The following is a 25,676-nucleotide window of genomic DNA, read 5'->3' as shown; positions in this document are numbered from 1 at the left end:
GTCTGGGCCCCGGGCGGCGCCCCGGTGAAGGGCGCCCTCCAGCGGGGCGCGGCGGAGCGGGGCCCCGGCATCACTCCACGGCGTACACCCGCCGGGCGTTCCCCGCGGCGATCAGGCCCGCGACGCGCTGGGCGTCGGCCAGCGACCAGGCACCCTCCGCGACCCAGGTGCCGAGGACCCGGGCGAGCGCCTCACGGAAGAGGCGGGCCCCGATGACGTGGAGTTCGGGCAGGCCGTGGGCGCCGCTGGAGAAGAGCAGTTTGCCGAAGGGGGCGAGCTCCAGGATCTCGGCGAGGACCGCCGCCGCCCTCGCTCCGGTGCGGACCAGGGCGGCGCCCAGATCGGCGTACACGTGCGGGAAGACCCCGGCGAGGTGCGCCGCGTGCCGGTGGTACGGGTAGCCGTGCAGCAGGACCAGGTCGGTGCCGAGTCCCGCGGTGGCGCGGGCGAAGTCGGCGAGCAGGACGGGGTCGGTGCGGTCGATGCGCAGGCCGGGCTCGCCCAGTCCGGCGTGCAGTTGCAGCGGCAGGCCCGAGGCGACCGCGATCCACAGCAGATGGCGCAGCAGGACGGGGTCGGAGAGCGGGCCGCCCACCCGGCGGCCCGCCAGCCAGCGGCCCGCCGCCCCGCGGACCTCGCCGGGTCCCGGTGGTTCGGGCGCCAGCGCCAGGCCGTGCCGCACCCCGGCGACCGAGGTGAAGGCCACGGCGTTGGCGGCGGCTCCGTGGACGGACTCGGCGAGGTTGGCGAGAAAGGACTCGACGGTTCCGGAGGTGTCGGCGACCTGTTCGGCGAGCAGTTCCAGGCGGACGATCTCGTGCGCCCCGGCCGCTCCGGTGGAGGCCATCTCGCCCGGCCCGGTCAGGTCTCCGGGCAGCCCGGTGTCGACGAGGTACGTGGTGATGCCGCTGCCGCGCAGCAGCCTGCGGCCCGATTCGAGAACACCGAGTTCGCGACGCCGGGCCAGATAGCGGGCCGGCGTGCAGTGCGGCTCCAGACCGAGCAGGGGCGGGCACCAGCGGCGCACGGCGAAGCCGGTCTGGGTGTCGAAGAAGGTGGTGCCGGGGGCCGGGGGCCCCTCGGTTCTGGCGAGGTGGGCCTCGAACGTGCCGAGGCCCAGCTCCGTCCGCAGTACGCCGTGGCAGTACTGGTCCACCAGGGACGGCGTTTCGATCATCCGGACTCCCCGCGACTGGACCGTTCCTTTTCAGGTCCTAACGGGTGAAGCGGGTGTCAGGTGTTGGTCGCGCACACCCCGTGCGAACAGCCGACGGTTGTCGGCCGTCCGTGCGACGGGTGACGGGTCAGCCGTTGGAGGGTCCGCCGAGCTGGATGCCGGCCATGCGCTTCCACTCGTACGGGCCCGTCTTCACCTTGGCCGCGAACTCTCCGTCGAACGCCTCGTGCACGGTGACGCCGGCCTTCTTCACGGCGTCCTCCGCGACGGCGACGCTCGGCGCCACGAGGTCGCCCCAGCCGCCGTCCTCGCCGACGAGCACGATGCGGGCGCCGCGCTCGCCGAGGTACGCGATCTGCGCCTCGGCCCCGCCGTGCGCCTTGGCGAAGGCGTCGATCTCGCGTCCGAGCCGGGCGGCCACGCGCTCGGCCTTGGGGTCCTGGGCGGTGCCGGGGGTCTCGTCGATCTGCTCGGTGTCTGCCATGGGCAGGATGCTACCGACGGGTAGATCAAACGGCGACGGGCGGGGTGCGTGGCCTTGACCACGCACCCCGCCCGTCGGGCGGAGAAGGTGCCTACCGCAGGAAGGGGTCCACGGCGACGGCGACGAAGAGGATCGACACGTAGGTGATCGACCAGTGGAAGAGCCGCATCTCCTTGAGCTTGCCGCCCGTGACCTCGGACTTGGCCCGGTTCTGCAGGCCGTGCGCCTCCCACAGCCAGAACCCGCCCGCGCCGAGCGCGACGACGGTGTAGAACCAGCCGGTGTAGCCGAGCGGGGTGAGCAGCAGGGAGACGGCGACCATCACCCAGCTGTAGATGACGATCTGGCGGGCGACGACCTTGTTGCTGGCGACCACCGGCAGCATCGGAACGCCCACGCGCGCGTAGTCGTCCTTCACCTTCATCGACAGCGGCCAGTAGTGCGGCGGCGTCCAGAAGAACATGACGAGGAAGAGGATGACCGGCGCCCAGGACAGGGAGTCGGTGACCGACGACCAGCCGATGAGCACGGGCAGGCAGCCGGCGATGCCGCCCCAGACGATGTTCTGCGACGTACGGCGCTTGAGGATCATCGTGTAGACGACGACGTAGAAGAGGAGCGCTCCGAGCGACAGCCAGGCGGACAGCCAGTTGACGGTGAGTCCGAACAGCAGCGTCGAGACGACGGCCAGCGAAAGGCCGAAGGCGAGGCACTCGCGGGGGCTGACCATCCCGGTGACCAGTGGCCGCTGCGAGGTCCGCTCCATGAGGGCGTCGATGTCGCGGTCGATGTACATGTTGAGCGCGTTGGCGCCGCCCGCGGAGAGGTAGCCGCCGAGGCAGGTGAGGAGCACCAGCTTCAGGTCGGGTACGCCCTGCTGGGCCAAGAACATCACTGGAACGGTGGTGATCAGCAGCAGTTCGATGATCCGCGGCTTCGTCAGCGCCACGAACGCTTTGACACGGGCCCCGAATGGCCGCTGACCCCGGCTGCTGCTCGTCCCGAGCACACCGGCTGGACGGGATTCGACGGCCGTCACGCACACCCCTGACAGAGACATCCCAGCAAGCCCCGGGGTGTGAACTCCCCGTAAAGGCTCGCGCGTACCACGCCACTGTAGACGTTGCCCAGACCCCGGCATTCGCGGGGGTGCGCTCGTGTTGGGAGGTGCCGCTGGAAGAGCCGGTCGCCACTCGATTGAGCACTCGGACGAGCGGCTCCGTATTCACGTGTCGAACAGGGAACGGACCGGTCGGGAGGCGGATCCCGAAGAGTCCCGGCAGTCTGGAATGACTCGAAAAAACGCACGTACTTACGGGGGTAGGCTCGACAACGGCCGGGGCGCCCAGTGCACCGGCAATTCGACATGTGTGACATGTGGAGAGGAGCCCTGACCCAGGGTGAGCACCAAGCCGACCACCACAGACCTCGAGTGGACCGCATTGGACCAGCGGGCTGTCGACACCGCCCGCGTCCTGGCCGCCGATGCCGTACAGAAGGTCGGAAACGGCCATCCCGGTACGGCCATGAGCCTCGCGCCCGTCGCGTACACCCTCTTCCAGAAGGTGATGCGGCATGACCCGGCGGACCCCGACTGGGTGGGGCGTGACCGCTTCGTGCTGTCCGCGGGCCACTCGTCCCTGACCCTCTACACCCAGCTCTACCTCGCCGGGTTCGGCCTGGAGCTGGCGGACCTCGAGGCCTTCCGGACGTGGGGCAGCAGGACGCCGGGCCACCCGGAGTACGGGCACACCCCCGGGGTGGAGACCACGACCGGTCCCCTCGGCCAGGGTGTCGCCAACGCCGTGGGCATGGCGATGGCCGCCCGCTACGAGCGCGGCCTGTTCGACCCGGAGACCGCGCAGGGCGAGTCCCCGTTCGACCACTTCATCTACGCCATCGCCGGTGACGGCTGCCTCCAGGAGGGCATCTCCGCGGAGGCGTCCTCGATGGCCGGGCACCAGCAGCTCGGCAACCTGATCCTGCTGTGGGACGACAACCACATCTCGATCGAGGGCGACACGGAGACCGCTGTCTCCGAGGACACCGTCAAGCGCTACGAGGCGTACGGCTGGCACGTCCAGCGGGTCGCCCCGAAGCCGGACGGCGACCTCGACCCGAACGCTCTCTTCGACGCCGTCGAGGCCGCGAAGAAGGTGACGGACCGGCCGTCGTTCATCGCGATGCGCTCGATCATCGCCTGGCCCGCGCCGAACGCGCAGAACACCGAGGCCGCGCACGGCTCGGCGCTCGGCGACGACGAGGTCGCCGCCACCAAGCGCGTCCTCGGCTTCGACCCGGACAAGTCCTTCGACGTCGCCGACGAGGTCCTCGCGCACACGCGCCAGGCGCTCGACCGCGGCCGTGAGGCCCGTGCCGAGTGGGAGAAGGGCTTCGCCGCCTGGCGCACCGCCAGCCCGGAGCGCGCCGCCGAGTACGACCGCATCGCCGCGACCGAGCTGCCCGCCGGCTGGGAGGAGCACCTCCCCACGTTCGAGACGGGCAAGAGCGTCGCCACCCGCGCCGCGTCCGGCAAGGTGCTGCAGGCCCTCGGCCCGGTCATCCCCGAGCTGTGGGGCGGCTCCGCCGACCTGGCCGGCTCGAACAACACCACGATCGACAAGACCAGCTCGTTCCTCCCGGCGGACAACCCGCTCCCGGAGGCCGACCCGTACGGCCGCACGATCCACTTCGGCATCCGCGAGCACTCCATGGCCGCGGAGATGAACGGCATCACGCTGCACGGCAACACGCGTGTCTACGGCGGCACCTTCCTGGTGTTCTCCGACTACATGCGCAACGCGGTCCGCCTGTCGGCCCTGATGCACCTGCCGGTGACGTACGTGTGGACGCACGACTCGATCGGCCTCGGCGAGGACGGCCCGACGCACCAGCCGGTCGAGCACCTCGCCTCGCTGCGCGCCATCCCGGGCCTGAACGTCGTCCGTCCCGCGGACGCGAACGAGACCACGATCGCCTGGCGCGAGATCCTCAAGCGCTACACGAAGGTGTACGGCAAGGGTGCCCCGCACGGCCTGGCGCTGACCCGTCAGGGCGTGCCGACGTACGACGCGAACGAGGACGCCGCCAAGGGCGGGTACGTGCTGTTCGAGGCCGAGGGCGGCACGCCGGAGGTCATCCTCATCGGCACCGGCTCCGAGGTGCATGTGGCCGTCGAGGCGCGTGAGCGTCTCCAGGCCGCGGGCGTCCCCACGCGGGTCGTGTCCATGCCCTGCGTGGAGTGGTTCGACGAGCAGGACCAGGGGTACCGGGACAGCGTCCTGCCGCCGTCGGTGAAGGCGCGTGTCTCGGTGGAGGCCGGTATCGGTCTCACCTGGCACCGCTTCGTCGGGGACGCCGGACGGATTGTCTCGCTGGAGCACTTCGGCGCTTCGGCGGACGCCAAGACGCTGTTCGCCGAGTTCGGCTTCACCGCCGAGCACGTCGCCGACGCCGCCCGTGAATCGATCGCAGCAGCAGCCCAGCGCTGACGCCGACATACGACACGTAGGAGATGCAATTTCCATGACAGACGCACTCAAGCGCCTCTCCGAGGAGGGCGTCGCGATCTGGCTGGACGACCTGTCCCGCAAGCGGATCACGTCAGGCAACCTCGCGGAACTGATCGACCAGCAGCACGTCGTGGGCGTCACCACCAACCCGTCGATCTTCCAGAAGGCGATCTCCCAGGGCGACGGCTACGACCAGCAGCTGTCCGACCTCGCGGCCCGCAGGGTGACCGTCGAGGAGGCCATCCGCATGATCACGACGGCGGACGTCCGTGACGCCGCCGACATCCTGCGGCCCGTCTTCGACGCGACGGGCGGCCAGGACGGCCGGGTCTCGATCGAGGTCGACCCGCGCCTGGCGCACGACACCCACGCGACCGTCGCCGAGGCCAAGCAGCTCGCCTGGCTGGTGGACCGTCCCAACACCCTGATCAAGATCCCGGCCACCAGGGCGGGTCTGCCGGCGATCACCGAGGTCATCGGCCTCGGTATCAGCGTCAACGTCACGCTGATCTTCTCGCTGGAGCGCTACCGCGAGGTCATGGACGCCTACCTGGCCGGCCTCGAGAAGGCCAAGGAGCGCGGCCTGGACCTGTCGAAGATCCACTCCGTGGCGTCCTTCTTCGTGTCCCGCGTGGACACCGAGATCGACAAGCGGCTCGACGCCCTCGGCACCCCCGAGGCGAAGGCCGCCCGCGGCAAGGCGGCCCTGGCGAACGCCCGGCTCGCCTACGAGGCGTACGAGTCGGTCTTCTCCTCGGACCGCTGGGCCGCCCTGGACAAGTCGCAGGCCAACAAGCAGCGTCCGCTGTGGGCCTCGACGGGCGTCAAGGACCCGGCGTACAAGGACACCCTGTACGTCGACGAGCTGGTCGCGCCCAACACCGTGAACACCATGCCGGAGGCCACGCTGGAGGCCACCGACGACCACGGCCGGATCACCGGAAACACCGTCGCCGGTACGTACGACCAGTCCCGTGCCGAGATCGACGCCGTCGAGAAGCTCGGGATCGCCTACGACGACGTGGTCCAGCTCCTCGAGGAAGAGGGCGTCGAGAAGTTCGAGGCGGCCTGGAACGACCTGCTCAAGTCGACCGAGGCGGAACTCAAGCGCCTCGCCCCTTCGGAGGGCTGAAACCTTGTCGAGCAGCAACCCGCTGCGTGACCCCGCAGACCGACGGCTCCCGCGTATCGCGGGGCCGTCGGGCCTGGTCATCTTCGGCGTCACGGGCGATTTGTCACGTAAAAAGCTGATGCCCGCGGTGTACGACCTCGCCAACCGGGGTCTGCTGCCGCCGGGCTTCTCCCTCGTCGGCTTCGCCCGGCGCGAGTGGGCCGACGAGGACTTCGCGCAAGAGGTCCACGACGCGGTCAAGGAGCACGCGCGCACGCCGTTCCGTGAGGAGGTCTGGCAGCAGCTCGTGCAGGGCATGCGCTTCGTCCAGGGCACCTTCGACGACGACGAGGCCTTCGAGCGGCTGCGCTCCACCATCGACGAGCTGGACAAGGCACAGGGCACCGGCGGCAATTTCGCCTTCTACCTGTCGGTGCCGCCGTCCGCGTTCCCGGTGGTCATCAAGCAGCTGAAGAAGCACAAGCTGGCCGACCAGGCGAACGGCTCCTGGCGCCGCGCGGTCATCGAGAAGCCCTTCGGTCACGACCTCAAGTCGGCCGAGGAGCTCAACGCGATCGTGCACCAGGTCTTCGCCCCGGACCAGGTCTTCCGTATCGACCACTACCTCGGCAAGGAGACCGTCCAGAACATCCTGGCGCTCCGCTTCGCCAACACGATGTTCGAGCCGATCTGGAACCGGTCCTTCGTCGACCACGTGCAGATCACCATGGCCGAGGACATCGGCATCGGCGGCCGGGCCGGTTACTACGACGGCATCGGCGCCGCCCGTGACGTCATCCAGAACCACCTCCTCCAGCTGATGGCGCTGACCGCCATGGAGGAGCCCTCCTCCTTCGACGCGGACGCGCTCGCCGCGGAGAAGACCAAGGTGCTCGGCGCCGCCAAGCTGCCCAAGGACCTCGGCAAGGACACGGTCCGCGGTCAGTACGCGGCCGGCTGGCAGGGCGGCGAGAAGGTCGTCGGCTACCTCCAGGAAGACGGCATCGACCCCACGTCGAAGACCGACACGTTCGCCGCGATCAAGGTCGAGGTGGACAACCGCCGCTGGGCGGGCGTCCCCTTCTACCTGCGCACCGGCAAGCGGCTCGGCCGTCGCGTCACCGAGATCGCGGTCGTCTTCCAGCGCGCCCCGCACTCCCCCTTCGACCACACGGCGACCGAGGAGCTGGGCCAGAACGCGATCGTCTTCCGCGTCCAGCCCGACGAGGGCGTCACGGTCCGCTTCGGCTCCAAGGTGCCCGGCACCTCGATGGAGATCCGGGACGTCTCGATGGACTTCGCCTACGGCGAGTCGTTCACCGAGTCCAGCCCCGAGGCGTACGAGCGGCTGATCCTCGACGTCCTGCTCGGTGACTCGAACCTCTTCCCGCGCACCGAGGAGGTCGAGCTGTCCTGGAAGATCCTCGACCCGATCGAGCAGTACTGGGAAAAGCACGGCAAGCCCGCGCAGTACGCGTCGGGCACCTGGGGTCCCGTCGAGGCCGACGAGATGCTCGAGCGAGACGGACGGAGCTGGCGTCGCCCATGAAGATCGATCTCACGGACACCACGGCCAGCAAGATCAACAAGGCGCTGGTGCAGGGCCGCCGCGAAATCGGCGCCCCTGCCGTCGGCATGGTGCTCACCCTCGTCATCGTCACCGACGAGGAGAACGCCTACGACGCCCTGAGGGCCGCCAACGACGCCTCGCGCGAGCACCCTTCGCGCATCCTCGTGGTCATCAAGCGCGTCTCCCGTTCGCCCCGCGACCGCACGAAGTCGCGCCTCGACGCCGAGGTACGGCTCGGAGCGGAGGCCGGCACCGGCGAGACGGTGGTGCTGCGTCTGTACGGCGAGGTCCTCAACCACGCCCAGTCGGTCGTGCTGCCGCTGCTGCTGCCGGACGCTCCCGTCGTCGCCTGGTGGCCGGTGAACGCGCCGCTCGATCCGGCGAAGGACCCGCTCGGCGCGCTCGCGCAGCGCCGCGTGACCGACACCTACGCCGCGGAGTCGCCGGTCCGGGAGCTCAACGCCCGCGCCGACGCCTACGCCCCCGGCGACACCGACCTGTCGTGGACCCGCATCACGCCCTGGCGTTCGATGCTGGCCGCGGCCCTGGACCAGGTCGTGTGCGACGTGTCCGCGGTCGAGGTGGAGGGCGAGGAGTTCAACCCGAGCTGCGAGCTGCTGGCGATGTGGCTCGCGGACCGGCTCGACGTCCCCGTCAAGCGCTCGCTGTCGGCCGGCCCGGGTCTCACCGCGGTGCGGATGGACACGAGCTGCGGCCCGATCGTCCTGGACCGGGCCGACGGCTCCCTCGCCACCCTCTCCATCGAGGGCCAGCCCGACCGTGCGGTGGCGCTCAAGCGCCGCGAGACGGCCGAGCTGATGGCGGAGGAACTGCGCCGCCTCGACCCGGACGACACCTACGCCTCGGCGCTGCGCTACGGCGTGGACCGGCTGAACGCGGAGGCCGCGGCCGCCGAGGAGGCCTCCTCGGGCGGGACGGCGACGGCCACGAAGACGGCTCCGGCCGCCAAGAAGTCCACGGCGGCCCCGGCGGCGAAGAAGACCGCCTCGTCGTCCGCGGCCAAGAAGGCGACGTCGGGCTCCGCGGCGAAGAAGTCCACCGCCAAGAAGGCTCCGGCGAAGAAGGCGGCCGCCGAGTGAACACTCCGCAGCTCGTCGTCCACCGCGACAAGGAACTGATGGCCCAGGCCGCGGCGGCCCGGCTGATCACGAAGATCGTGGACGCGCAGGCCTCGCGCGGATACGCCTCGATCGTGCTCACCGGCGGACGCAACGGCAAAGGCCTCCTCGCCGCGCTCGCCTCCCAGCCCGCCCGGGACGCCGTGGACTGGGGACGCCTCGACCTGTGGTGGGGCGACGAGCGCTACCTCCCCGAGGGTGACCCCGACCGCAATGACACGCAGGCCCGCGCGGCCCTCCTCGACGCGGTTCCGCTGGACGCGGCACGGGTCCACCCGATGCCCACGTCCGACGGTCCCCACGGGGACGACGTCGAGGCGGCGGCGGAGGCGTACGCGGCCGAGCTGGCCAAGGCCGCGGGGCCCGAGAACCACGGCACGGTGCCGGAGTTCGACGTCCTGATGCTGGGTGTCGGCCCGGACACCCACGTCGCCTCGCTCTTCCCGGAGCTGCCCGCGGTGCGGGAGACGGAGCGAATGGTGGTCGGTGTGCACGGCGCGCCCAAGCCGCCCCCGACCCGCATCTCGCTGACCCTGCCCGCGATCCGCTCCGCCCGCGAGGTGTGGCTGCTCGCGGCGGGCGAGGACAAGGCGGAGGCGGCCGCCATCGCCCTGTCCGGCGCGGGTGAGATCCAGGCTCCGGCGGCGGGCGCCCAGGGCCGCTCCCGCACCCTGTGGCTGCTGGACGCGGCGGCGGCCTCCCAGCTGCCGCGCTCCCTGTACCCGCCGGCCTCCGCCTGACCGATACGAACGCCGAACGCCGGAGAAGCCGAACGTCCAGGCTTCTCCGGCGTTCGGCGTTCCGGCGTCAGCTCCCGCCGGGCGGCCGGCCGTACGGGTACGGGTACGGGTACGGGTCGGTGCCGGACGTCCGGGCAGCGGGCGGACTCCCACCGCCCGCTGCCCGCGTCCTCCTCATGCAGCCCGCGGGCTCAACGCCCGCGCAGCTCCCGGTACGTGGCGACCAGCGCCTTGGTCGACTCGTCCAGCCCCGGTACGTCGGTGCCGTCGGTGAGGGCGGGCTCGATGCGTTTGGCGAGGACCTTGCCGAGTTCGACGCCCCACTGGTCGAAGGAGTCGATGTTCCAGACCGCGCCCTGGACGAACACCTTGTGCTCGTACAACGCGATCAACTGGCCCAGCACGGACGGCGTCAGCTCGGCCGCGAGGATCGTGGTGGTGGGATGGTCACCACGGAACGTCTTGTGCGCGACCAGCTCCTCCGGGACCCCTTCGGCGCGGACCTCGTCGGGCGTCTTGCCGAACGCGAGGGCCTGCGTCTGGGCGAAGAAGTTCGCCATCAAAAGGTCGTGCTGCGCCTTGAGCATCTCGCTCAGCTCACCCACCGGGTTCGCGAACCCGATGAAGTCCGCCGGGATCAGCTTCGTCCCCTGATGGATCAACTGGTAGTACGCGTGCTGCCCGTTGGTGCCCGGCGTCCCCCACACCACCGGACCCGTCTGCCACTCCACCGGCCGGCCCTCACGGTCGACCGACTTGCCGTTGGACTCCATGTCCAGCTGCTGCAGATACGCCGTGAACCGCGACAGGTAGTGCGAGTACGGCAGCACCGCGTGCGACTGCGCGTCGTGGAAGTTCCCGTACCAGATCCCCAACAGACCCATCAGCAACGGCGCGTTGGCCTCCGCCGGAGCCGTACGGAAGTGCTCGTCGACCAGACGGAAACCGTCCAGCATCTCCCGGAACCGGTCCGCACCGATCGCGATCATCAGGGACAGGCCGATCGCCGAGTCGAAGGAGTACCGGCCCCCGACCCAGTCCCAGAACTCGAACATGTTCGCCGTGTCGATCCCGAAGTCCGCGACCTTGCCGCTGTTCGTCGACAACGCCACGAAGTGCCGGGCGACCGCCTCCTGACCCGCCTTCAGACCCTCCAGCAGCCACTCGCGCGCGGACGTCGCGTTCGTGATCGTCTCGATCGTGGTGAACGTCTTCGACGCGATCACGAACAGCGTCTCCGCCGGGTCCAGGCCCTGCAACGCCTCGTGCAGGTCCGCACCGTCCACGTTCGACACGAACCGCACCGTCAGCCCGCGGTCGGTGAAGGGACGCAGCACCTCGTAGGCCATCGCCGGACCCAGATCCGAGCCGCCGATACCGATGTTCACCACATTGCGGATCGGCCGCCCGGTGTGACCGGTCCACTCACCCGAGCGCACCCGCCCCGCGAACGCGGCCATCTTGTCGAGCACCGCGTGCACCCCGGGCACCACGTTCTCGCCGTCGACCTCCACCACCGCGTCCGCCGGCGCCCGCAACGCGGTGTGCAGCACCGCCCGGTCCTCCGTCGTGTTGATCTTCTCGCCCCGGAACATCGCGTCCCGCAACCCGAACACGTCCGTCGCGGTGGCCAGTTCCTGGAGCAGGGCGAGGGTCTCGTCCGTGATCAGGTGCTTGGAGTAGTCGATGTGCAGATCGCCGACCCGGACGACGTAGCGCTCGGCGCGGCCGGGGTCGGCGGCGAACAGGTCCCGCAGGTGGGTGTCCGCGAGATCCTCGCGGTGCTTGGCGAGAGCGGTCCACTCGGGTGTCTGGTTGAGCCGGGTACGGCTGTCTGCGTTCATCTGGGACTTCCGCCTTCTTTCCTGCGTGTGCGCTTGCCTGCCTTGCCCCGCTGCCGGTTCCAACCTAATTGATCAGGACTGGACATGAGCTGACGTCACGCCGTCCTCCGGCTCAACAACAGATACGTCCCGCTGGACCGCGGGTATCAGCGAGACGACGGCGAAGGCGAAGAGGGCGGCGGCGAACAGGGCCGGCCCGTTCAGTCCGCAGACCGTCGCGGCGGCGCCTCCGAGCAGGGCGCCGAGCGGAGCGCCCGAGGTCGAGGCGGTGCGGAACGCCGAGCTGACGCGCCCCACCATGGCGGCGGGGCTCCGCTGCTGCATCAGCGTGACCTGGTTGACGTTCCACACCATGTTCATCAGGCCCAGCAGCAGCATGGCCACGACGAGGGCGTCCAGCCGGCGGACCGTGCCCATGACCACGAGCGCGAGCGTCTGCACCGATCCGCCCAGCAGGAGGGTGCGGGCCCGTCCGAAGCGGCGGGCGAGACGCTGGGCGACGAAACCGCCGCAGAGGCTGCCCGCCGCGTACGCCGTCATCGCCGCGGCGTATCCCGCGTTCCCTGCGTGCAGCCAGCGTGTGACGTGCAGGACCAGGGTGCCGATGAGCGCGCCCATGCCGATGTTGCACAGCAGGGTGGCCGTGCAGATCGCCCGGAGGACCCGGTCGTCCCACAGGGCGCGCAGCCCCTCGCCCACCTCCTTGCGCAGGGTGCTGCCGCTCGGCCGTGGCGCCCGCTCGGGCCCCTGGACGCGCAGGGAGGCGACCAGCGCGGCCGCGAGCAGGTAGGAGGTGGCGTCGGCCGCGAACGGCAGGGCGGCTCCCACGGTCAGCAGCACTGGCACCAGGGGGCTCGCGAGCAGACCGCCGGCGAGCTGCTGCCCGGTCATCAGTCGTGCGTTGGCGCTGCCGAGCGCCGCACGGTCCACCAGGGAGGGCAGCAGAGCGGTGGACGCGTTGTCGAAAAGGGTCTGAAGGGTCGTCAGAGTGAAGGCGAGGGTGACGAGCAGCCCGATCGAGGCGTGTCCGAGTCCGACGGCGAGGGCGAAACAGGCGACCAGCGCTCCGCGGACGGTGTCGACGGCCCACATGGCACGACGCTGGTCCACCCGGTCGGCGAGCGCTCCGCCGAGCAGTCCGAACAGCAGCCACGGCAGATAGCCGCAGGCCGTGACGGAGGCGATGACGAACGGATCGTCGCTGAGCCCGACCGCGATGAGCGGCAGCGTGGCCGTACGCAGGGCGTCCCCGAAACGCGACACCACGGCCGCGCTCCACAGCCTCCCGAATCCCCCGCGCCACGCGGGGGCCCCGGCTCCCGTCATCTCCGCCGCCGTCACAACGCCCCCTCAGGTCCGGCCACTTCACGAACCGTAGAGGGCGGCACTGACAACCGGGTCCCACCAGGGGGTTCGGGCATGCCGGGAGCCGGCGACGGGGCGGGGCCCCGGCCGGCGGGCCGTCGGGAAACGGCTCCGGCCAGGCACCTGGGTGCCCGGCCGGTGGTGAACTTCTAGATCTCGCCCCGCAGTTTGGCGAGCGCCTCGGCGAGGATCGCCTCGCCGTCCGCGTCGCTGCGCCGCTCCCGTACGTACGCGAGGTGCGTCTTGTACGGCTCGGTGCGCGGCGGGTCCGGCGGATTGTCCCGGTCCTGTCCGGCGGGGAAGCCGCAGCGCGGGCAGTCCCAGGTGTCGGGGACCTGCGCGTCGCTGGCGAAGCTGGGCTGCGTCTCGTGCCCGTTGGAGCACCAGAAGGAGATGCGCAGCCGCGGCGCGGACTCGCCGCGCTCGGCCTCGCCCATCGGCCCCGCCCCGACCCGGCTTCCTCGGATCGCGTTGCCACTTGCCACGGTCGTAACTCCCTGCGTGATGGTGCCGCGAAACGAGTCGGCGTGACGCTTCGCTGCGAGCGCCTCAGTCTACGTAAGGCCCAACGCGCGTCCAGTGATTGGCGTTACATCCCCACCCCTAGACGCAAGCCCCATGATAGGCGGCGCTTGGGGGCGCGTACCGGACATGGGGCCTTACGTGCGGAATGTGCTTGCGTTATGTGCAGTTGTGCTGCGTACCGTTGTCGGCGGGCGATCAGTTGTTGATCTTCATGAGGACGCCGAGCACGACGATGCACGCGAACCAGAGCACGCCGAGCACCACGGTGATGCGGTCGAGGTTGCGCTCGGCGACCGAGGAACCACCGACGGACGACTGCATGCCGCCACCGAACATGTCGGAGAGGCCGCCGCCCTTTCCCTTGTGCATCAGCACGAGCAGCATCAGCAGCAGGCTGAAGACGATCAGGGCGATCGAGAACCCCAAAACCACGGCTGGACCAACTTCCTCGGAACTGGATGGACGACGGGGGCCCGGTGCCGGGGCACCAGACCCCCGCAAGGGTACGACGAATCGCCGCTACCGCATACTTACTGGTCGCGGAACCGGGCGATCTTGACGAACTCGTCGGCGTCGAGCGACGCGCCACCGACCAGAGCGCCGTCGATGTCGGGCTTCGCCATGATCTCGGCGACGTTCCCGGACTTCACCGAGCCGCCGTACTGGATGCGGACCTTGTCGGCCAGCTCCTGCGAGTACAGCTCGGCCAGCTTGGCGCGGATCGCGGCGCAGACCTCCTGGGCGTCGTCGGCGCCGCAGACCTTGCCGGTGCCGATGGCCCAGACGGGCTCGTACGCGATCACGACGGACTCGGCCTGCTCGGCCGGGAGGTCCTTGAGACCGCCCTCGACCTGCGACAGCGTGTGGGCGACGTGGTTGCCCGCCTCGCGGACGTCCAGCTCCTCGCCGACGCACAGGATCGGGGTCAGGCCGTGCTTGTAGGCGGCCTTGACCTTGGCGTTGACGATCTCGTCGGTCTCGGCGTGGTACTGGCGGCGCTCGGAGTGGCCGATGGCCACGTAGGTGCACTTGAGCTTGGCCAGCATCGCGCCGGAGATCTCGCCGGTGTAGGCACCGGAGTCGTGCGCCGAGATGTCCTGGGCGCCGTACTTGATCTTGAGCTTGTCGCCGTCGACCAGGGTCTGCACGGAGCGCAGGTCGGTGAAGGGCGGCAGGACGGCGACCTCGCAGGCCTCGTAGTCCTTGTCCGCCAGGGCGAAGGCGAGCTTCTGGACGTGCGCGATGGCCTCGAGGTGGTTGAGGTTCATCTTCCAGTTGCCCGCCATCAGCGGCGTGCGCGTGCTCATGTAGGTCAGTCCTCCAGTGCGGCGAGGCCGGGGAGCGTCTTGCCCTCGAGGTATTCGAGGGAGGCGCCGCCACCGGTCGAGATGTGGCCGAATGCGTTTTCGTCGAAACCGAGGGTGCGCACAGCGGCGGCGGAGTCTCCGCCGCCGACGACGGTGAAGCCCTTGGAGTCGACGAGGGCCTGGGCGACCGCCTTGGTGCCCTCGGCGTAGTCGGGGTGCTCGAAGACGCCCATGGGACCGTTCCAGAACACGGTCTCGGCGTCGGCGAGCTTGGCTGCGTAGAGGGCGCCGGTCTTCGGGCCGATGTCCAGGCCGAGCTGTCCGGCGGGCATCTTGTCCGCGTCGACGACGGTGTGCTCGGTGGACGCCTTGGCCTTGAGGTCCGGGAATCCGGGGGCGACGACGACGTCGACCGGGAGCACCAGCTCGACGCCCGTCTTCTCGGCGCGCTCCATGTACTCGGTGACGGCCGGGATCTGGTCCTCCTGCAGCAGGGAGCTGCCGACCTCGTAGCCCTTGGCCTTGAGGAAGGTGAAGGCCATGCCGCCGCCGATCAGGATGCGGTCGGCCTTGCCGAGGAGCTGGTCGATGACGGCGAGCTTGTCGGAGACCTTGGAGCCGCCGAGCGCGACGACGTACGGCCGCGCGACGTCCTCGGTGAGCTTCTTCAGCACGCCGACCTCGGTGGCGATGAGGTGGCCGGCGTAGTGCGGCAGGCGGGCCGGGAGGTCGTACACGGAGGCGTGCTTGCGGTGCACGGCACCGAAGCCGTCACCCACGTAGACGTCGGCCAGGGCCGCGAGCCGGTCGGCGAACTCGCCGCGCTCGGTGTCGTCCTTGGACGTCTCGCCGGGGTTGAAGCGGAGGTTCTCGATGACCGCGACCTGGCCGGGCTCCAGGCCGTTCACGGCGTCGTGGGCGGCGGGGCCGACCGTGTCCTGCGCGAACGCCACGGGGGCGCCCAGGAGTTCACCGAGGCGTTCGGCGGGCTGCAGGAGGGAGAAGGCCGGGTCCGGGGCGCCCTTGGGGCGGCCCAGGTGGGAGGCCACGATCACCTTGGCGCCCGCGTCGGCGAGCGCCTTGACGGTGGGCAGCACGGCGCGGATGCGGCCGTCGTCGGTGATGAGTCCGTCGGCCAGCGGCACGTTGAGGTCGGCGCGGACGAAGACCCGCTTTCCGTCCACGCCCTCGGCGAGAAGTTCGTCGATCGTCTTCATGAAAGGTCTCCTAGGAAGGCTCTTCGGATCCGGAGGGCGGATCGATCAGTACGTGGCACAGGGCCCGGACAGCGCGGCTCTGCGCTGCCCGGGCCCTGTCTCACATCGAGGTGCCTGCTCCGGGACTTAGAGCTGGCCGCCGACGAAGACCGTGAGGTCGACGAGGCGGTTGGAGTAGCCCCACTCGTTGTCGTACCAGCCGAGGATCTTCACCGAGTTGCCCTCCTGGACCATGGTCAGGGAGGAGTCGAAGGTGCAGGAGGCCGGGTCGCCGACGATGTCCGAGGAGACGATCGGGTCCTCGGTGTACGCCAGGTAGCCCTTGAGGTCGCCGTCCTCGGAGGCCTTCTTGAACGCGGCGTTGACCTCGTCCTTGGTGACCTCGCGCTGGAGGGTCACGACGAGGTCGGTGGCCGAGCCCGTGGGGACCGGGACGCGCATCGCGATGCCGTCCAGCTTGCCCTTGAGCTGCGGGAGGACCAGAGCGGTGGCCTTCGCGGCACCGGTCGTGGTCGGGATGATGTTCTCGGCGGCGGCGCGGGCGCGGCGCAGGTCCGAGTGCGGGAAGTCCAGGATGCGCTGGTCGTTCGTGTACGCGTGGACCGTCGTCATCAGGCCCTTGACGATGCCGAAGTTCTCGTCGAGAACCTTGGCCATCGGCGCCACACAGTTGGTGGTGCAGGAGGCGTTGGAGATGATGTTGTGCTTCGACGCGTCGTACTTGTCCTGGTTGACGCCCATCACGATGGTGATGTCCTCGTCCTTGGCCGGAGCCGAGATGAGGACCTTCTTGGCGCCGCCGGCGATGTGCTTCTCGGCGTCGGCCTTCTTCGTGAAGATGCCCGTCGACTCGATGACGATGTCGACACCGAGGTCGCCCCACGGGATGTCCGAGGGGTTGCGCTCGGACAGGACCTTGATGGTGTGGCCGTCCACGGTGATCGTGTCGGCGGTGTGCGACACCTCGGCCTTGAGGCGGCCCAGGATGGTGTCGTACTTGAGCAGGTGAGCGGTGGTCGCGGTGTCACCCAGGTCGTTGACAGCCACGATCTCGATGTCAGCACCCTGCTCCAGCAGCGCGCGGAAGTAGTTACGACCGATGCGGCCAAAGCCGTTGATGCCTACGCGGATCGTCACGAACCGATCTCCTCGTTAGGTACGCGCCGACTCAGATGTCGGCGAGTTGTATGGGATGTCCCCGACCGCCTACGACCCTACCTCCCTGAGGCCCACGGAGTGACATCGAGTAGGGCCATACACGGCAGGGCGGTCCGTACCCGCCAGTAGGGGTACGGACCACCCGCGCTGTTCACGCGTTCGTCACGCAGTGTCAGCGCCGCAGTGCGGAGAGGGCCTTTCCGATCAGGGCCGCGCGGTCGGCCGCCGCGGTGACGTGTTCCAGGCCGAAGCCGAGGAGCACGGTGTCGCGGGTGGTGACCGCTCCGTACGTCTTGAACAGCTCTCCCGTGCGGGTCCAGTCCCGGAGGACGGCCGGGCTGCCCGGGGGCGGTCCGGCGACGGCCCAGGGGCCGAAGGAGGACTCGAAGCCCTCCGTCGCGGTGGCGGTGCCGCCGACGACGAGGGACGCGTCGTCGACCAGGAGGCCGTGGCCGCCCGCGCTCGGGTCGCTGATGTAGCTGAACGACACCTCGATCGACCGGCCCGCGTACGCGCTCAGGTCGAAGGAGACCTGCTGCCAGCCGCTGGAGGCGCCGGTGAAGCTGTTCCAGGCGCCGCTGGTGCCGGTGGCGGAGCAGCCGGACGCCTCCACGGTGAGGTAGTGCCGGATCCACGGGTGTTCCCGTGCGAGGAAGCCGGCCTCGCACTCGGTGGGCACGGTGGCCGAGGTGGCGCCGCCCGCCTCGGGGAGCGTGGTCCAGTCGTCGGCGCCCGTCGTGTGGACCTCGACGATCGCGTGGTCGTAGCCGGGCTCCGTGTCCCACAGGAGCTGGGAGCGCAGCGCCGGCCGGTCGGCGGCGGAGACACCGGTGAGGTCGATGGTGCGGGTGAGGCGCTTGTAGGCGTCGTCGGTGTGGACGGCGGCGGCCATGAAGGAGCCCGCGTAGGGCCCGTACGGGTTGACGGTCCCGGCGAACTGGCCCGCTCCCGCGCTGGTGGCGAACTGCGGGTACTGCGCGGCGGACAGCGAGTCCGAGGTGACGCCGTAGGTTCCCGCCGTGTTCAGCGGGTTGCCGGGCGCGTCGCCGAGCGTTCCGGCGGCACCGGCGAGGCGGCCGGAGCCGGTGAAACCGGTGGCGCCCGGGGTGGACGTACGGGAGTAGGCGCCCAGGTAGTACTGGCTGAAGTCGTTCGAGAGGTTGCCGCCGCCGAGGTCGACGTTGCCGCCGGCCTGTTCGCCCGCCTCGACCAGCTTGCCGCCCTCGTTGAGGAAGGCGCGCAGCTGGAGCTGGGTGGCGTTGCCGGGGCGCGGGGCGCCGGTGTAGTGGACGACGGTGTCGAAGTGGCCGAGGACGCCGAGCGCGTCGGGCGCGCCCTGGGTGGCGACGTCCCAGACGAGGGCCTTCTTCCCGTTGGCCTTCAGCGCGTCGACGTACGTCTGGGCCTGGGTGGCGGTGGCGCCCTCCTCGGCGACGACGAGGACGTCGGCGCGGGGCCGTTCGGCGACGGTGTAGGTGAAGTGCGGGCTGGAGGTGGGTTTCCCGCTCCTGGTCTCGCCGGTGAACCAGACCTCGACCTTGTCGCCCGGGTCGCCGTCCTTGACCTTGGCGCGGTACTCGTCGAAGTAGAGGTTGTCGGCGCCGCCGTACGTCTCGCCGCCCTTCCAGGGCCGGAGCGCCATGTCCCGGGTGCGGCCGCCGTCGACGCGGTACTTCAGTTCCTTGTCGCGCACCGACCTGCGGACGACGGCGGAGACCTCCTGGTCGGCGCCGCGGGAGTACGACGTGGTGAAGGCGGCGGGGGTGAAGTCGGGGGCGTCGAGGCCCACCGAGGAGGACGGCCGGTCGGGGTGGGCCGCGGTCTCGGCGACGGAGAGCGCGAACGGGACGTTCTTCTCGAACTCCTGCTTGATCAGCTTCTCGTCGTCCGGGAAGGTGAAGACGGAGGCGCAGTCGGCCGCGTTCCAGGCGTCGTCCGGGTCGAGGTCCGAGGCGGTCTGGCAGGTCGACATCTCGGGGGTGAACATCGCCGTGCCGTTGACGTTGCCGGCGTGTCCGTCCGCCTCGCCGTTGGTGGTGTACAGCTCCGAGGAGACCTGCGGGTGGTAGCCGGGGATCGCCGAGTTCTCGGGGGTTCCGGCGAGCGCCTTGTAGAGCACGTCGTCCGGGGTCGGCGTCGCCACCTGCCAGCCGACTCCGTAGAGGAGCAGTTCGGCGGCCGAGTGGTAGTTGATGCCGTACGTGAAGCCGACGCGCTTCTCGAAGGCGTCGAGGGCCTTGGTCTCGGGCTCGGAAGCGGGGCTCGCGCCGCGGTAGGTCTCGCTGGTGGCGTTCGGGGACGACCCCTCGTCGTCGTAGCCCCACTTGTAGGCGAAGTTGCGGTTGAGGTCGACGCCGTCACCGGTGGAGATGACGCCGTCGCCGTTGACGTCCCGCAGGTTCTTGCGCCACTGGCGGGTGTCCTCGTCCTGGAACGTGTAGTCGTAGCCGTCGGGGTTGGCGGACAGCACGAACCACAGTTCGGTCGAGTCGACGATCTTCCTGACGCGCCGGTCGGTCGCGTAGTTGTCGAGGTAGTAGTGCATCAGCCGCCGGGTCATCTCGGGGGTGATCCACTCGCGCGCGTGCTGGTTGGACATGTACAGCACCGACGGCTTGGCGCCGTCCTTGGTCTTCTTCGCGCCCTTGGTCAGTTTGAGCGCGAGGATGTCCTGGCCGCCGAGGGTCTTGCCGATGGAGACGACCTTGGTGAGACCGGGGTTGGCCTCACCCGTTCTGATGATCTCCTCCTGGAGGTTGCCCTTCCCGCTGTACGGGCGGAACACCCCCTGGGCGGCGTCGGCGACGCGGTTCTCGGCCTTGGCGGAGAGCGTGTGTTCGGTGAGGTCGACGCCCTGTTTCTCCAGTTTCCGGGCCTGCCGGTCGGTGACGTAGACCTCGACCGTGCTCTTCCCGTTCTTCCAGGTGGCGTCGCCGAGTTCGTGTCCGTCCTGACCGGCCGCGAGCAGCAGGGGTACCTGCTGCTTCGTGACCTCTGCGCGGAACACCTTGACGGCGTTCGTGTCGGGCCCGGGCGAACTCCCGTTCTGCGCCTGGGCGATCGGCGCCACGGCCGCACCGCCCAGCAGGAGCGCGCCGGTAGCGAGGATCGCGCTCGCTCTTCGTCTCATGAGCCCCCCTTGCACTGGTCCGCCACAGCAGCGAACAGAGCCAGGCTCATGACAGTTCATGGTCAAGTCAAGAGCGCCTCAAGACTGGTCAAACGCCGGCGCCGACGTCCCAAGCGGGCGTCGGCACCGGCGTGTTGAGCTTCCGTCAGGTCAGACCGCGAGGTTGTCGGCCATCTCGTCGGAGAGGTTCGACTCGGTCCCGGGGATGCCGAGGTCCTGCGCCCGCTTGTCGGCCATGGCCAGCAGACGGCGGATCCGGCCCGCCACGGCGTCCTTGGTCAGCGGCGGGTCGGCGAGAGCGCCCAGCTCCTCCAGGGAGGCCTGCTTGTGCTCCATGCGCAGCCGTCCGGCGGCGGCGAGGTGCTCCGGCACCTCGTCGGCGAGGATTTCCAGGGCGCGCTGCACGCGGGCCCCGGCGGCGACGGCGGCGCGCGCCGACCGGCGCAGGTTGGCGTCGTCGAAGTTGGCCAGTCGGTTCGCCGTGGCACGCACCTCGCGGCGCATCCGGCGCTCCTCCCAGGCCAGCACCGACTCGTGCGCGCCGAGGCGGGTCAGCAGGGCGCCGATCGCGTCACCGTCACGGACGACGACGCGGTCCACGCCGCGCACCTCGCGGGCCTTCGCCGCGATGGACAGCCGGCGGGCGGCACCGACCAGCGCGAGCGCGGCCTCCGGGCCCGGGCAGGTCACCTCCAGGGAGGAGGAACGGCCGGGCTCCGTGAGGGAGCCGTGCGCCAGGAACGCCCCGCGCCAGGCCGCCTCGGCGTCGCAGGTGGCCCCCGAGACCACCTGCGGCGGCAGGCCGCGGATGGGACGGCCGCGGCCGTCCACGAGCCCGGTCTGGCGGGCCAGCTGGTCACCGCCCGCGACGACCCGCACGACATAGCGCGAGCCGCGGCGCAGTCCGCCGGGCGCCATCACGATCAGTTCGGAGCTGTGGCCGAAGATCTCGAGAATGTCCCGCTTCAGGCGGCGCGCCGCCATGGCGGTGTCCAGCTCCGCCTCGATCACGATCCGGCCGCTCACCAGGTGAAGGCCGCCGGCGAACCGCAGAATGGCGGAGACCTCCGCCTTTCTGCAGCAGGTCCGGGTGACGGGAAGCCGGGAAATCTCATCCTTCACCGCTGCCGTCATCGCCATGGGCCGATCCTTCCATGCATCCGAAAAATACGGTCGTACGCGGCGGCCAACAGCTCCGGGTCGTGCCGCGGAGATCCGTCGGTCCGGGCCACCGGCGCCAGCTCGACCGCGGCGCCGAGCCGCTTGGCGGCGTCGGCGAGAGAGTCGCGGTCGGGCACGGCGGCCTCGTCGGCCAACACCACGTCCAGGGCGAGTTTAGGGGCGTGTCGTCCCAAAACCTCCAAATGACGCTGCGGGGAGAAGCCTTCGGTTTCTCCGGGCTGCGGAGCGAGGTTCAGGGAGAGCACCCGGCGCGCCTTCGTCTGGATGAGGGCGTCGAGGAGTTCGGGCACCAGCAGATGCGGGATCACCGAGGAGAACCAGGAGCCGGGACCGAGGACCACCCAGTCGGCGTCGAGGACGGCGGCGACGGCCTCCGGCACGGCGGGCGGGTCGTGCGGCACGACCTGTACGGACTGGACCTCACCCGGGGTGAGCGCCACGGTCGCCTGGCCCCGGACGGTGTCGACGTCCTCGGGCCGGTCCGGGTCGTGCCCTCTGACCAGGGCCTGCAGCTCCAGGGGCACGGCCGACATGGGCAGCACCCTGCCGTGGGCGCCCAGCAGCCTGCCGACCAGGTCGAGTGCCTGAACGTGGTCGCCGAGCTGCTCCCACAGGGCCACGATCAGCAGATTGCCGACCGCGTGTTCGTGCAGGTCGCCCTTGGACTGGAAGCGGTGCTGGATGACGCGGGCCCAGGTCTGGCCCCAGTCGTCGTCGCCGCACAGGGCCGCCAGGGCCTTGCGCAGGTCGCCGGGGGGCAGGACACCCAGTTCGTCGCGCAGGCGCCCGCTGGAGCCGCCGTCGTCGGCCACGGTGACGACGGCGGTGAGGTCGCCGGTGATCCTGCGCAGCGCGGCGAGCGAGGCGGACAGACCCATGCCGCCGCCGAGGGCGACGACCTTGGGCTGGGCGCCACGGCGGCGCGGCTTGGCGCCGCGCGCCACGACCGGACGGCCGGCGCGCTCACCGGGGGTCTCCCGGCGCAGCCGGTACAGCCGGGAGACGGCACGTTCGGTCACTCGCGCCCCATGTCCCGATGCACGATCACGGTCTCCACGCCCTGGGAGGCGAGGCGGGCGGCGAGCTTCTCCGAGGTGGCCACGGAGCGGTGCTTGCCGCCGGTGCAGCCCACGGCGATGGTCACGTAACGCTTGCCCTCGCGCCGGTATCCGGCGGCGATGAGCTGGAGCAGCTCGGTGTAGCGGTCGAGGAACTCCTTGGCGCCGGGCTGGTTGAAGACGTACGCCGAGACCTCTTCGTTCAGGCCGGTGAAGGGGCGCAGTTCCGGGACCCAGTGCGGGTTGGGAAGGAAGCGCATGTCCACGACCAGGTCGGCGTCGACCGGCAGCCCGTACTTGAAGCCGAAGGACATGACGGTGGCCCGCAGCTCGGGCTCCTCGTCGCCCGCGAACTGGGCGTCCATCTTGGCGCGCAGCTCGTGCACGTTCAGGCTGGAGGTGTCGATGACCAGGTCGGCGTCGCCGCGCAGCTCGCGCAGCAGTTCGCGCTCGGCGGCGATGCCGTCCACGATGCGGCCGTCGCCCTGGAGGGGGTGCGGCCGGCGCACCGACTCGAAGCGGCGGACCAGGGCCTCGTCGGAGGACTCGAGGAAGACGATCCGCCGGGTGACGTGCTTCGCCTCCAGGTCGGCGAGGGATTCGCGCAGGTTGTCGAAGAAGCGGCGGCCGCGTACGTCGACGACGACGGCGATCCGCGCGACGTTCCCCTGGGAGCGGGCGCCCAGCTCCACCATGGTGGGGATCAGCGCGGGCGGCAGGTTGTCGACGACGAACCAGCCGAGGTCCTCCAGACACTTGGCCGCGGTGGACCGGCCGGCCCCGGACATGCCGGAAATGATCACCAGTTCGGGGATGACCCCGTCCGGGACCGCGGTCGTGGCCGTCTCGGTGCCCGTACCCACGTGTGCTCCGTCTTCCTGTGGTGCTTCGTGCTCTGTTCGGTCCTCGGCCGGCGCGCCGTGGCCCTCCTGGGTCTGCGCCGGGCGTTCCGCTTCGTGCGCGTCGTTCTCGCTCATGTCTCCTGCCCCCGTCGTTCGTCCGAGGCTCCCGCGGTCACGGGCTCCTCCACGGGGCCCGCCGTCGTCGCGGGCGCCGCGTCTTCGTCGTCTTCCATGATCTCTCCAGTCGCCGTGTTCACGGCGGGTGCGGCGGGAGCCGCCTGGGCGAGGGCCACGGCGATGGTCTCCGCCGTCTTTCGGCCTATGCCGGGAACCTCGCAGATCTGGTCGATCGTCGCGGAACGCAGCTTCTTCACCGAGCCGAAGTGTTTGATCAGTGCCTGTTTGCGTGATTCACCGAGGCCGGGCACGTCGTCCAGGGGGCCGGACCTGAAGCGCTTGGCCCGCTTGGCGCGCTGGTAGGTGATCGCGAAGCGGTGGGCCTCGTCCCGGACGCGCTGGAGGAGGTACAGGCCCTCGCTGCTGCGCGGCAGGACCACGGGATCGTCGTCGTCCGGCAGCCACACCTCCTCCAGGCGCTTGGCGAGCCCGCAGACGGCGATGTCGTCGATGCCGAGTTCGTCGAGGGCCCTCTTGGCGGCGGCGACCTGGGGCCGGCCGCCGTCGACGACGACGAGCTGCGGCGGGTAGGCGAAGCGCTTGGGGCGGCCGTCGTCCTCGGTGAAGGTGATCTCGGGAACCTCGCCCCCGGGGGTCCCGTCGGCGTCCGTGCCGGGCTCGGGGCCGGCGGCGACGGAGGACGGGGACTCGTCGGAGGTGTCCGCGCCGTCCGTCCACTCCCCCGTCTTCTCCTTCTCGACCAGGTAGCGCCGGAAGCGGCGGGTGATCACCTCGTGCATCGACCGGACGTCGTCCTGACCGGCGAAACCCTTGATCTGGAAGCGCCGGTACTCGCTCTTGCGCTGGAGGCCGTCCTCGAAGACGACCATGGACGCCACGACGTCGTCGCCCTGGAGGTGCGAGATGTCGTAGCACTCGATCCGCAGGGGCGCGCTGTCCAGGTCGAGCGCCTCGGCGATCTCCTCCAGGGCCCGCGAGCGGGTGGTGAGGTCGGAGGCGCGCTTGGTCTTGTGCAGGGCGAGGGCCTGGAGCGCGTTGCGCTGCACGGTCTCCATGAGGGCCTTCTTGTCGCCGCGCTGCGGGATGCGGAGCGACACGTTCGAACCGCGGCGCGCGGTGAGCCACTCCTGCACGGGTTCCACCGGATCGGGCAGGGCCGGGACGAGCACCTCCTTGGGGACGGAGTCGCCGGTCTCCTCGCCGTAGAGCTGCTGGGTCGCGTGTTCGACGAGGTCACCGGTGGTGACCGCCTCGACCTTGTCCGTGACCCAGCCGCGCTGGCCGCGCACGCGTCCGCCGCGTACGTGGAAGATCTGCACGGCGGCTTCCAGCTCGTCCTCGGCGACGGCGATGAGGTCCGCGTCGGTCGCGTCGGCGAGCACCACAGCGCTCTTCTCCATGGCCTTCTTCAGGGCCTCGATGTCGTCGCGCAGCCTGGCCGCGCGCTCGTACTCCATCTCCTCGGCGGCTTCCGCCATCTGCTGTTCCTGCCGGCGGATGTACGTCCCGGTGCGGCCGGCCATGAAGTCGCAGAACTCCTCGGCCAGCTCGCGGTGTTCCTCGGGCGAGACCCGTCCGACACAGGGGGCGGAGCACTTGCCGATGTAGCCGAGGAGGCAGGGGCGGCCGGTGCGGGCGGCGTTCTTGAAGACGCCGGCGGAGCAGGTGCGGACCGGGAAGACGCGCAGCAGCAGGTCCACCGTGTCGCGGATGGCCCAGGCGTGCCCGTAGGGGCCGAAGTACCGCACGCCCTTCTTCTTGTGGCCGCGCATCACCTGCACGCGCGGGAACTCCTCGTTCATCGTCACCGCGAGGTAGGGATAGCTCTTGTCGTCGCGGTACTTGACGTTGAACCGGGGGTCGTACTCCTTGATCCAGGAGTACTCCAGCTGGAGGGCCTCGACCTCCGTGGACACGACCGTCCACTCCACGGACGCGGCGGTGGTGACCATGGTGCGGGTGCGCGGGTGCAGGTTCGCCAGGTCCTGGAAGTAGCTCGCGAGGCGCTGGCGCAGGCTTTTCGCCTTTCCGACGTAGATCACCCGGCGGTGCTCGTCGCGGAATTTGTACACCCCGGGAGTGTCCGGGATCTGTCCCGGCTTGGGGCGGTAGCTGGAGGGGTCGGCCATGTCACACACCCTACTGGCGTGCGCCGACAGCGCGGCGGGCTCCCGGCC

20 protein-coding genes are annotated in these 25,676 nt (G+C 70.3%); 5 read left to right on the top strand and 15 right to left on the bottom strand.

The window, feature by feature from the left end; all coding sequences use genetic code 11:
* Positions 1–70: 70 nt before the first annotated feature.
* The 3 genes from OG406_RS29910 to OG406_RS29900 form a co-directional block, all read right to left on the bottom strand.
* Positions 71–1,177 (bottom strand): amidohydrolase family protein, encoded by a 1,107-nt coding sequence (locus OG406_RS29910; RefSeq protein ID WP_164370429.1) that lies wholly within the window; start codon positions 1,175–1,177, stop codon positions 71–73.
* Between the two features lie 127 nt (positions 1,178–1,304).
* Positions 1,305–1,661 (bottom strand): hypothetical protein, encoded by a 357-nt coding sequence (locus OG406_RS29905; protein ID WP_164370430.1) that lies wholly within the window; start codon positions 1,659–1,661, stop codon positions 1,305–1,307.
* A gap of 91 nt (positions 1,662–1,752) precedes the next feature.
* Positions 1,753–2,706, bottom strand: a complete 954-nt coding sequence (locus tag OG406_RS29900) for a heme o synthase (protein WP_081223774.1) — start codon at positions 2,704–2,706, stop codon at positions 1,753–1,755.
* A gap of 355 nt (positions 2,707–3,061) precedes the next feature.
* On the opposite strand from OG406_RS29900, the gene tkt reads away from it, so the two are divergent.
* The 5 genes from tkt to pgl are packed head-to-tail and all read left to right on the top strand — an operon-like array spanning position 3,062 to position 9,733.
* Complete coding sequence (tkt, locus tag OG406_RS29895; RefSeq protein WP_266849244.1) at positions 3,062–5,152, top strand: transketolase; 2,091 nt, start codon at positions 3,062–3,064, stop codon at positions 5,150–5,152.
* A gap of 34 nt (positions 5,153–5,186) precedes the next feature.
* Positions 5,187–6,305 carry a transaldolase gene (tal, locus tag OG406_RS29890; RefSeq protein ID WP_266612712.1) on the top strand — a complete coding sequence of 373 codons (1,119 nt, stop codon included), beginning with the start codon at positions 5,187–5,189 and terminating at the stop codon, positions 6,303–6,305.
* 4 nt (positions 6,306–6,309) lie between these two features.
* Complete coding sequence (gene zwf, locus OG406_RS29885; RefSeq protein ID WP_329188740.1) at positions 6,310–7,833, top strand: glucose-6-phosphate dehydrogenase; 1,524 nt, start codon at positions 6,310–6,312, stop codon at positions 7,831–7,833.
* Complete coding sequence (gene opcA, locus OG406_RS29880) at positions 7,830–8,954, top strand: glucose-6-phosphate dehydrogenase assembly protein OpcA (protein WP_164370434.1); 1,125 nt, start codon at positions 7,830–7,832, stop codon at positions 8,952–8,954. The genes zwf and opcA overlap by 4 nt, the downstream gene beginning before the upstream one ends.
* Entirely contained in the window at positions 8,951–9,733 is a 783-nt protein-coding gene (gene pgl / locus OG406_RS29875; protein WP_329188738.1) for a 6-phosphogluconolactonase, read from the top strand. The genes opcA and pgl overlap by 4 nt, the downstream gene beginning before the upstream one ends.
* Positions 9,734–9,924: 191 nt before the next feature.
* Here pgl and pgi read toward each other — a convergent pair whose 3' ends face one another.
* The 12 genes from pgi to uvrC all read right to left on the bottom strand — a co-directional run bounded on the left by pgi (position 9,925) and on the right by uvrC (position 25,628).
* Positions 9,925–11,577, bottom strand: coding sequence for a glucose-6-phosphate isomerase (pgi, locus tag OG406_RS29870; protein ID WP_329188736.1), 1,653 nt, complete (start codon positions 11,575–11,577; stop codon positions 9,925–9,927).
* 72 nt (positions 11,578–11,649) lie between these two features.
* Entirely contained in the window at positions 11,650–12,843 is a 1,194-nt protein-coding gene (locus OG406_RS29865; protein ID WP_329188734.1) for an MFS transporter, read from the bottom strand.
* A gap of 248 nt (positions 12,844–13,091) precedes the next feature.
* The gene (locus OG406_RS29860; protein ID WP_003957010.1) at positions 13,092–13,427 is read right to left on the bottom strand and encodes an RNA polymerase-binding protein RbpA; all 336 of its coding nucleotides are present in this window, start codon (positions 13,425–13,427) and stop codon (positions 13,092–13,094) included.
* A gap of 235 nt (positions 13,428–13,662) precedes the next feature.
* Entirely contained in the window at positions 13,663–13,899 is a 237-nt protein-coding gene (secG, locus tag OG406_RS29855; RefSeq protein ID WP_107482916.1) for a preprotein translocase subunit SecG, read from the bottom strand.
* A gap of 98 nt (positions 13,900–13,997) precedes the next feature.
* The gene (tpiA, locus tag OG406_RS29850; RefSeq protein ID WP_164375494.1) at positions 13,998–14,774 is read right to left on the bottom strand and encodes a triose-phosphate isomerase; all 777 of its coding nucleotides are present in this window, start codon (positions 14,772–14,774) and stop codon (positions 13,998–14,000) included.
* Positions 14,775–14,779: 5 nt separating this feature from the next.
* Entirely contained in the window at positions 14,780–15,991 is a 1,212-nt protein-coding gene (locus OG406_RS29845; protein WP_329188731.1) for a phosphoglycerate kinase, read from the bottom strand.
* 126 nt (positions 15,992–16,117) lie between these two features.
* The gene (gene gap, locus OG406_RS29840; RefSeq protein WP_164375492.1) at positions 16,118–17,128 is read right to left on the bottom strand and encodes a type I glyceraldehyde-3-phosphate dehydrogenase; all 1,011 of its coding nucleotides are present in this window, start codon (positions 17,126–17,128) and stop codon (positions 16,118–16,120) included.
* Positions 17,129–17,321: 193 nt separating this feature from the next.
* Positions 17,322–20,279, bottom strand: a complete 2,958-nt coding sequence (locus OG406_RS29835; protein WP_329188729.1) for a M14 family metallopeptidase — start codon at positions 20,277–20,279, stop codon at positions 17,322–17,324.
* Between the two features lie 150 nt (positions 20,280–20,429).
* The gene (whiA, locus tag OG406_RS29830; RefSeq protein WP_081223786.1) at positions 20,430–21,419 is read right to left on the bottom strand and encodes a DNA-binding protein WhiA; all 990 of its coding nucleotides are present in this window, start codon (positions 21,417–21,419) and stop codon (positions 20,430–20,432) included.
* Entirely contained in the window at positions 21,410–22,480 is a 1,071-nt protein-coding gene (locus OG406_RS29825; protein WP_081223787.1) for a gluconeogenesis factor YvcK family protein, read from the bottom strand. The genes whiA and OG406_RS29825 overlap by 10 nt, the downstream gene beginning before the upstream one ends.
* Positions 22,477–23,496 carry an RNase adapter RapZ gene (gene rapZ, locus OG406_RS29820; RefSeq protein ID WP_266612731.1) on the bottom strand — a complete coding sequence of 340 codons (1,020 nt, stop codon included), beginning with the start codon at positions 23,494–23,496 and terminating at the stop codon, positions 22,477–22,479. The genes OG406_RS29825 and rapZ overlap by 4 nt, the downstream gene beginning before the upstream one ends.
* Positions 23,493–25,628 carry an excinuclease ABC subunit UvrC gene (gene uvrC, locus OG406_RS29815; RefSeq protein WP_329188725.1) on the bottom strand — a complete coding sequence of 712 codons (2,136 nt, stop codon included), beginning with the start codon at positions 25,626–25,628 and terminating at the stop codon, positions 23,493–23,495. The genes rapZ and uvrC overlap by 4 nt, the downstream gene beginning before the upstream one ends.
* Positions 25,629–25,676: the final 48 nt, after the last annotated feature.

This window comes from Streptomyces sp. NBC_01428 (assembly GCF_036231965.1).
Classification (GTDB): Bacteria; Actinomycetota; Actinomycetes; order Streptomycetales; family Streptomycetaceae; genus Streptomyces.
Note: the sequence above shows the minus strand (reverse complement) of the source record. Positions and strands in the feature narration are given on the sequence as shown.

What these genes read in the sequence shown, in the direction of transcription:
- tal (WP_266612712.1), top strand. Translation starts at nt 5,187, where the DNA reads ATGACAGACGCACTCAAGCGCCTCTCCGAGGAGGGCGTCGCGATCTGG.
- OG406_RS29835 (WP_329188729.1), bottom strand. Translation starts at nt 20,279, where the DNA reads ATGAGACGAAGAGCGAGCGCGATCCTCGCTACCGGCGCGCTCCTGCTG.
- OG406_RS29845 (WP_329188731.1), bottom strand. Translation starts at nt 15,991, where the DNA reads ATGAAGACGATCGACGAACTTCTCGCCGAGGGCGTGGACGGAAAGCGG.
- pgi (WP_329188736.1), bottom strand. Translation starts at nt 11,577, where the DNA reads ATGAACGCAGACAGCCGTACCCGGCTCAACCAGACACCCGAGTGGACC.
- rapZ (WP_266612731.1), bottom strand. Translation starts at nt 23,496, where the DNA reads ATGAGCGAGAACGACGCGCACGAAGCGGAACGCCCGGCGCAGACCCAG.
- OG406_RS29910 (WP_164370429.1), bottom strand. Translation starts at nt 1,177, where the DNA reads ATGATCGAAACGCCGTCCCTGGTGGACCAGTACTGCCACGGCGTACTG.
- tpiA (WP_164375494.1), bottom strand. Translation starts at nt 14,774, where the DNA reads ATGAGCACGCGCACGCCGCTGATGGCGGGCAACTGGAAGATGAACCTC.
- uvrC (WP_329188725.1), bottom strand. Translation starts at nt 25,628, where the DNA reads ATGGCCGACCCCTCCAGCTACCGCCCCAAGCCGGGACAGATCCCGGAC.
- OG406_RS29905 (WP_164370430.1), bottom strand. Translation starts at nt 1,661, where the DNA reads ATGGCAGACACCGAGCAGATCGACGAGACCCCCGGCACCGCCCAGGAC.
- whiA (WP_081223786.1), bottom strand. Translation starts at nt 21,419, where the DNA reads ATGGCGATGACGGCAGCGGTGAAGGATGAGATTTCCCGGCTTCCCGTC.
- opcA (WP_164370434.1), top strand. Translation starts at nt 7,830, where the DNA reads ATGAAGATCGATCTCACGGACACCACGGCCAGCAAGATCAACAAGGCG.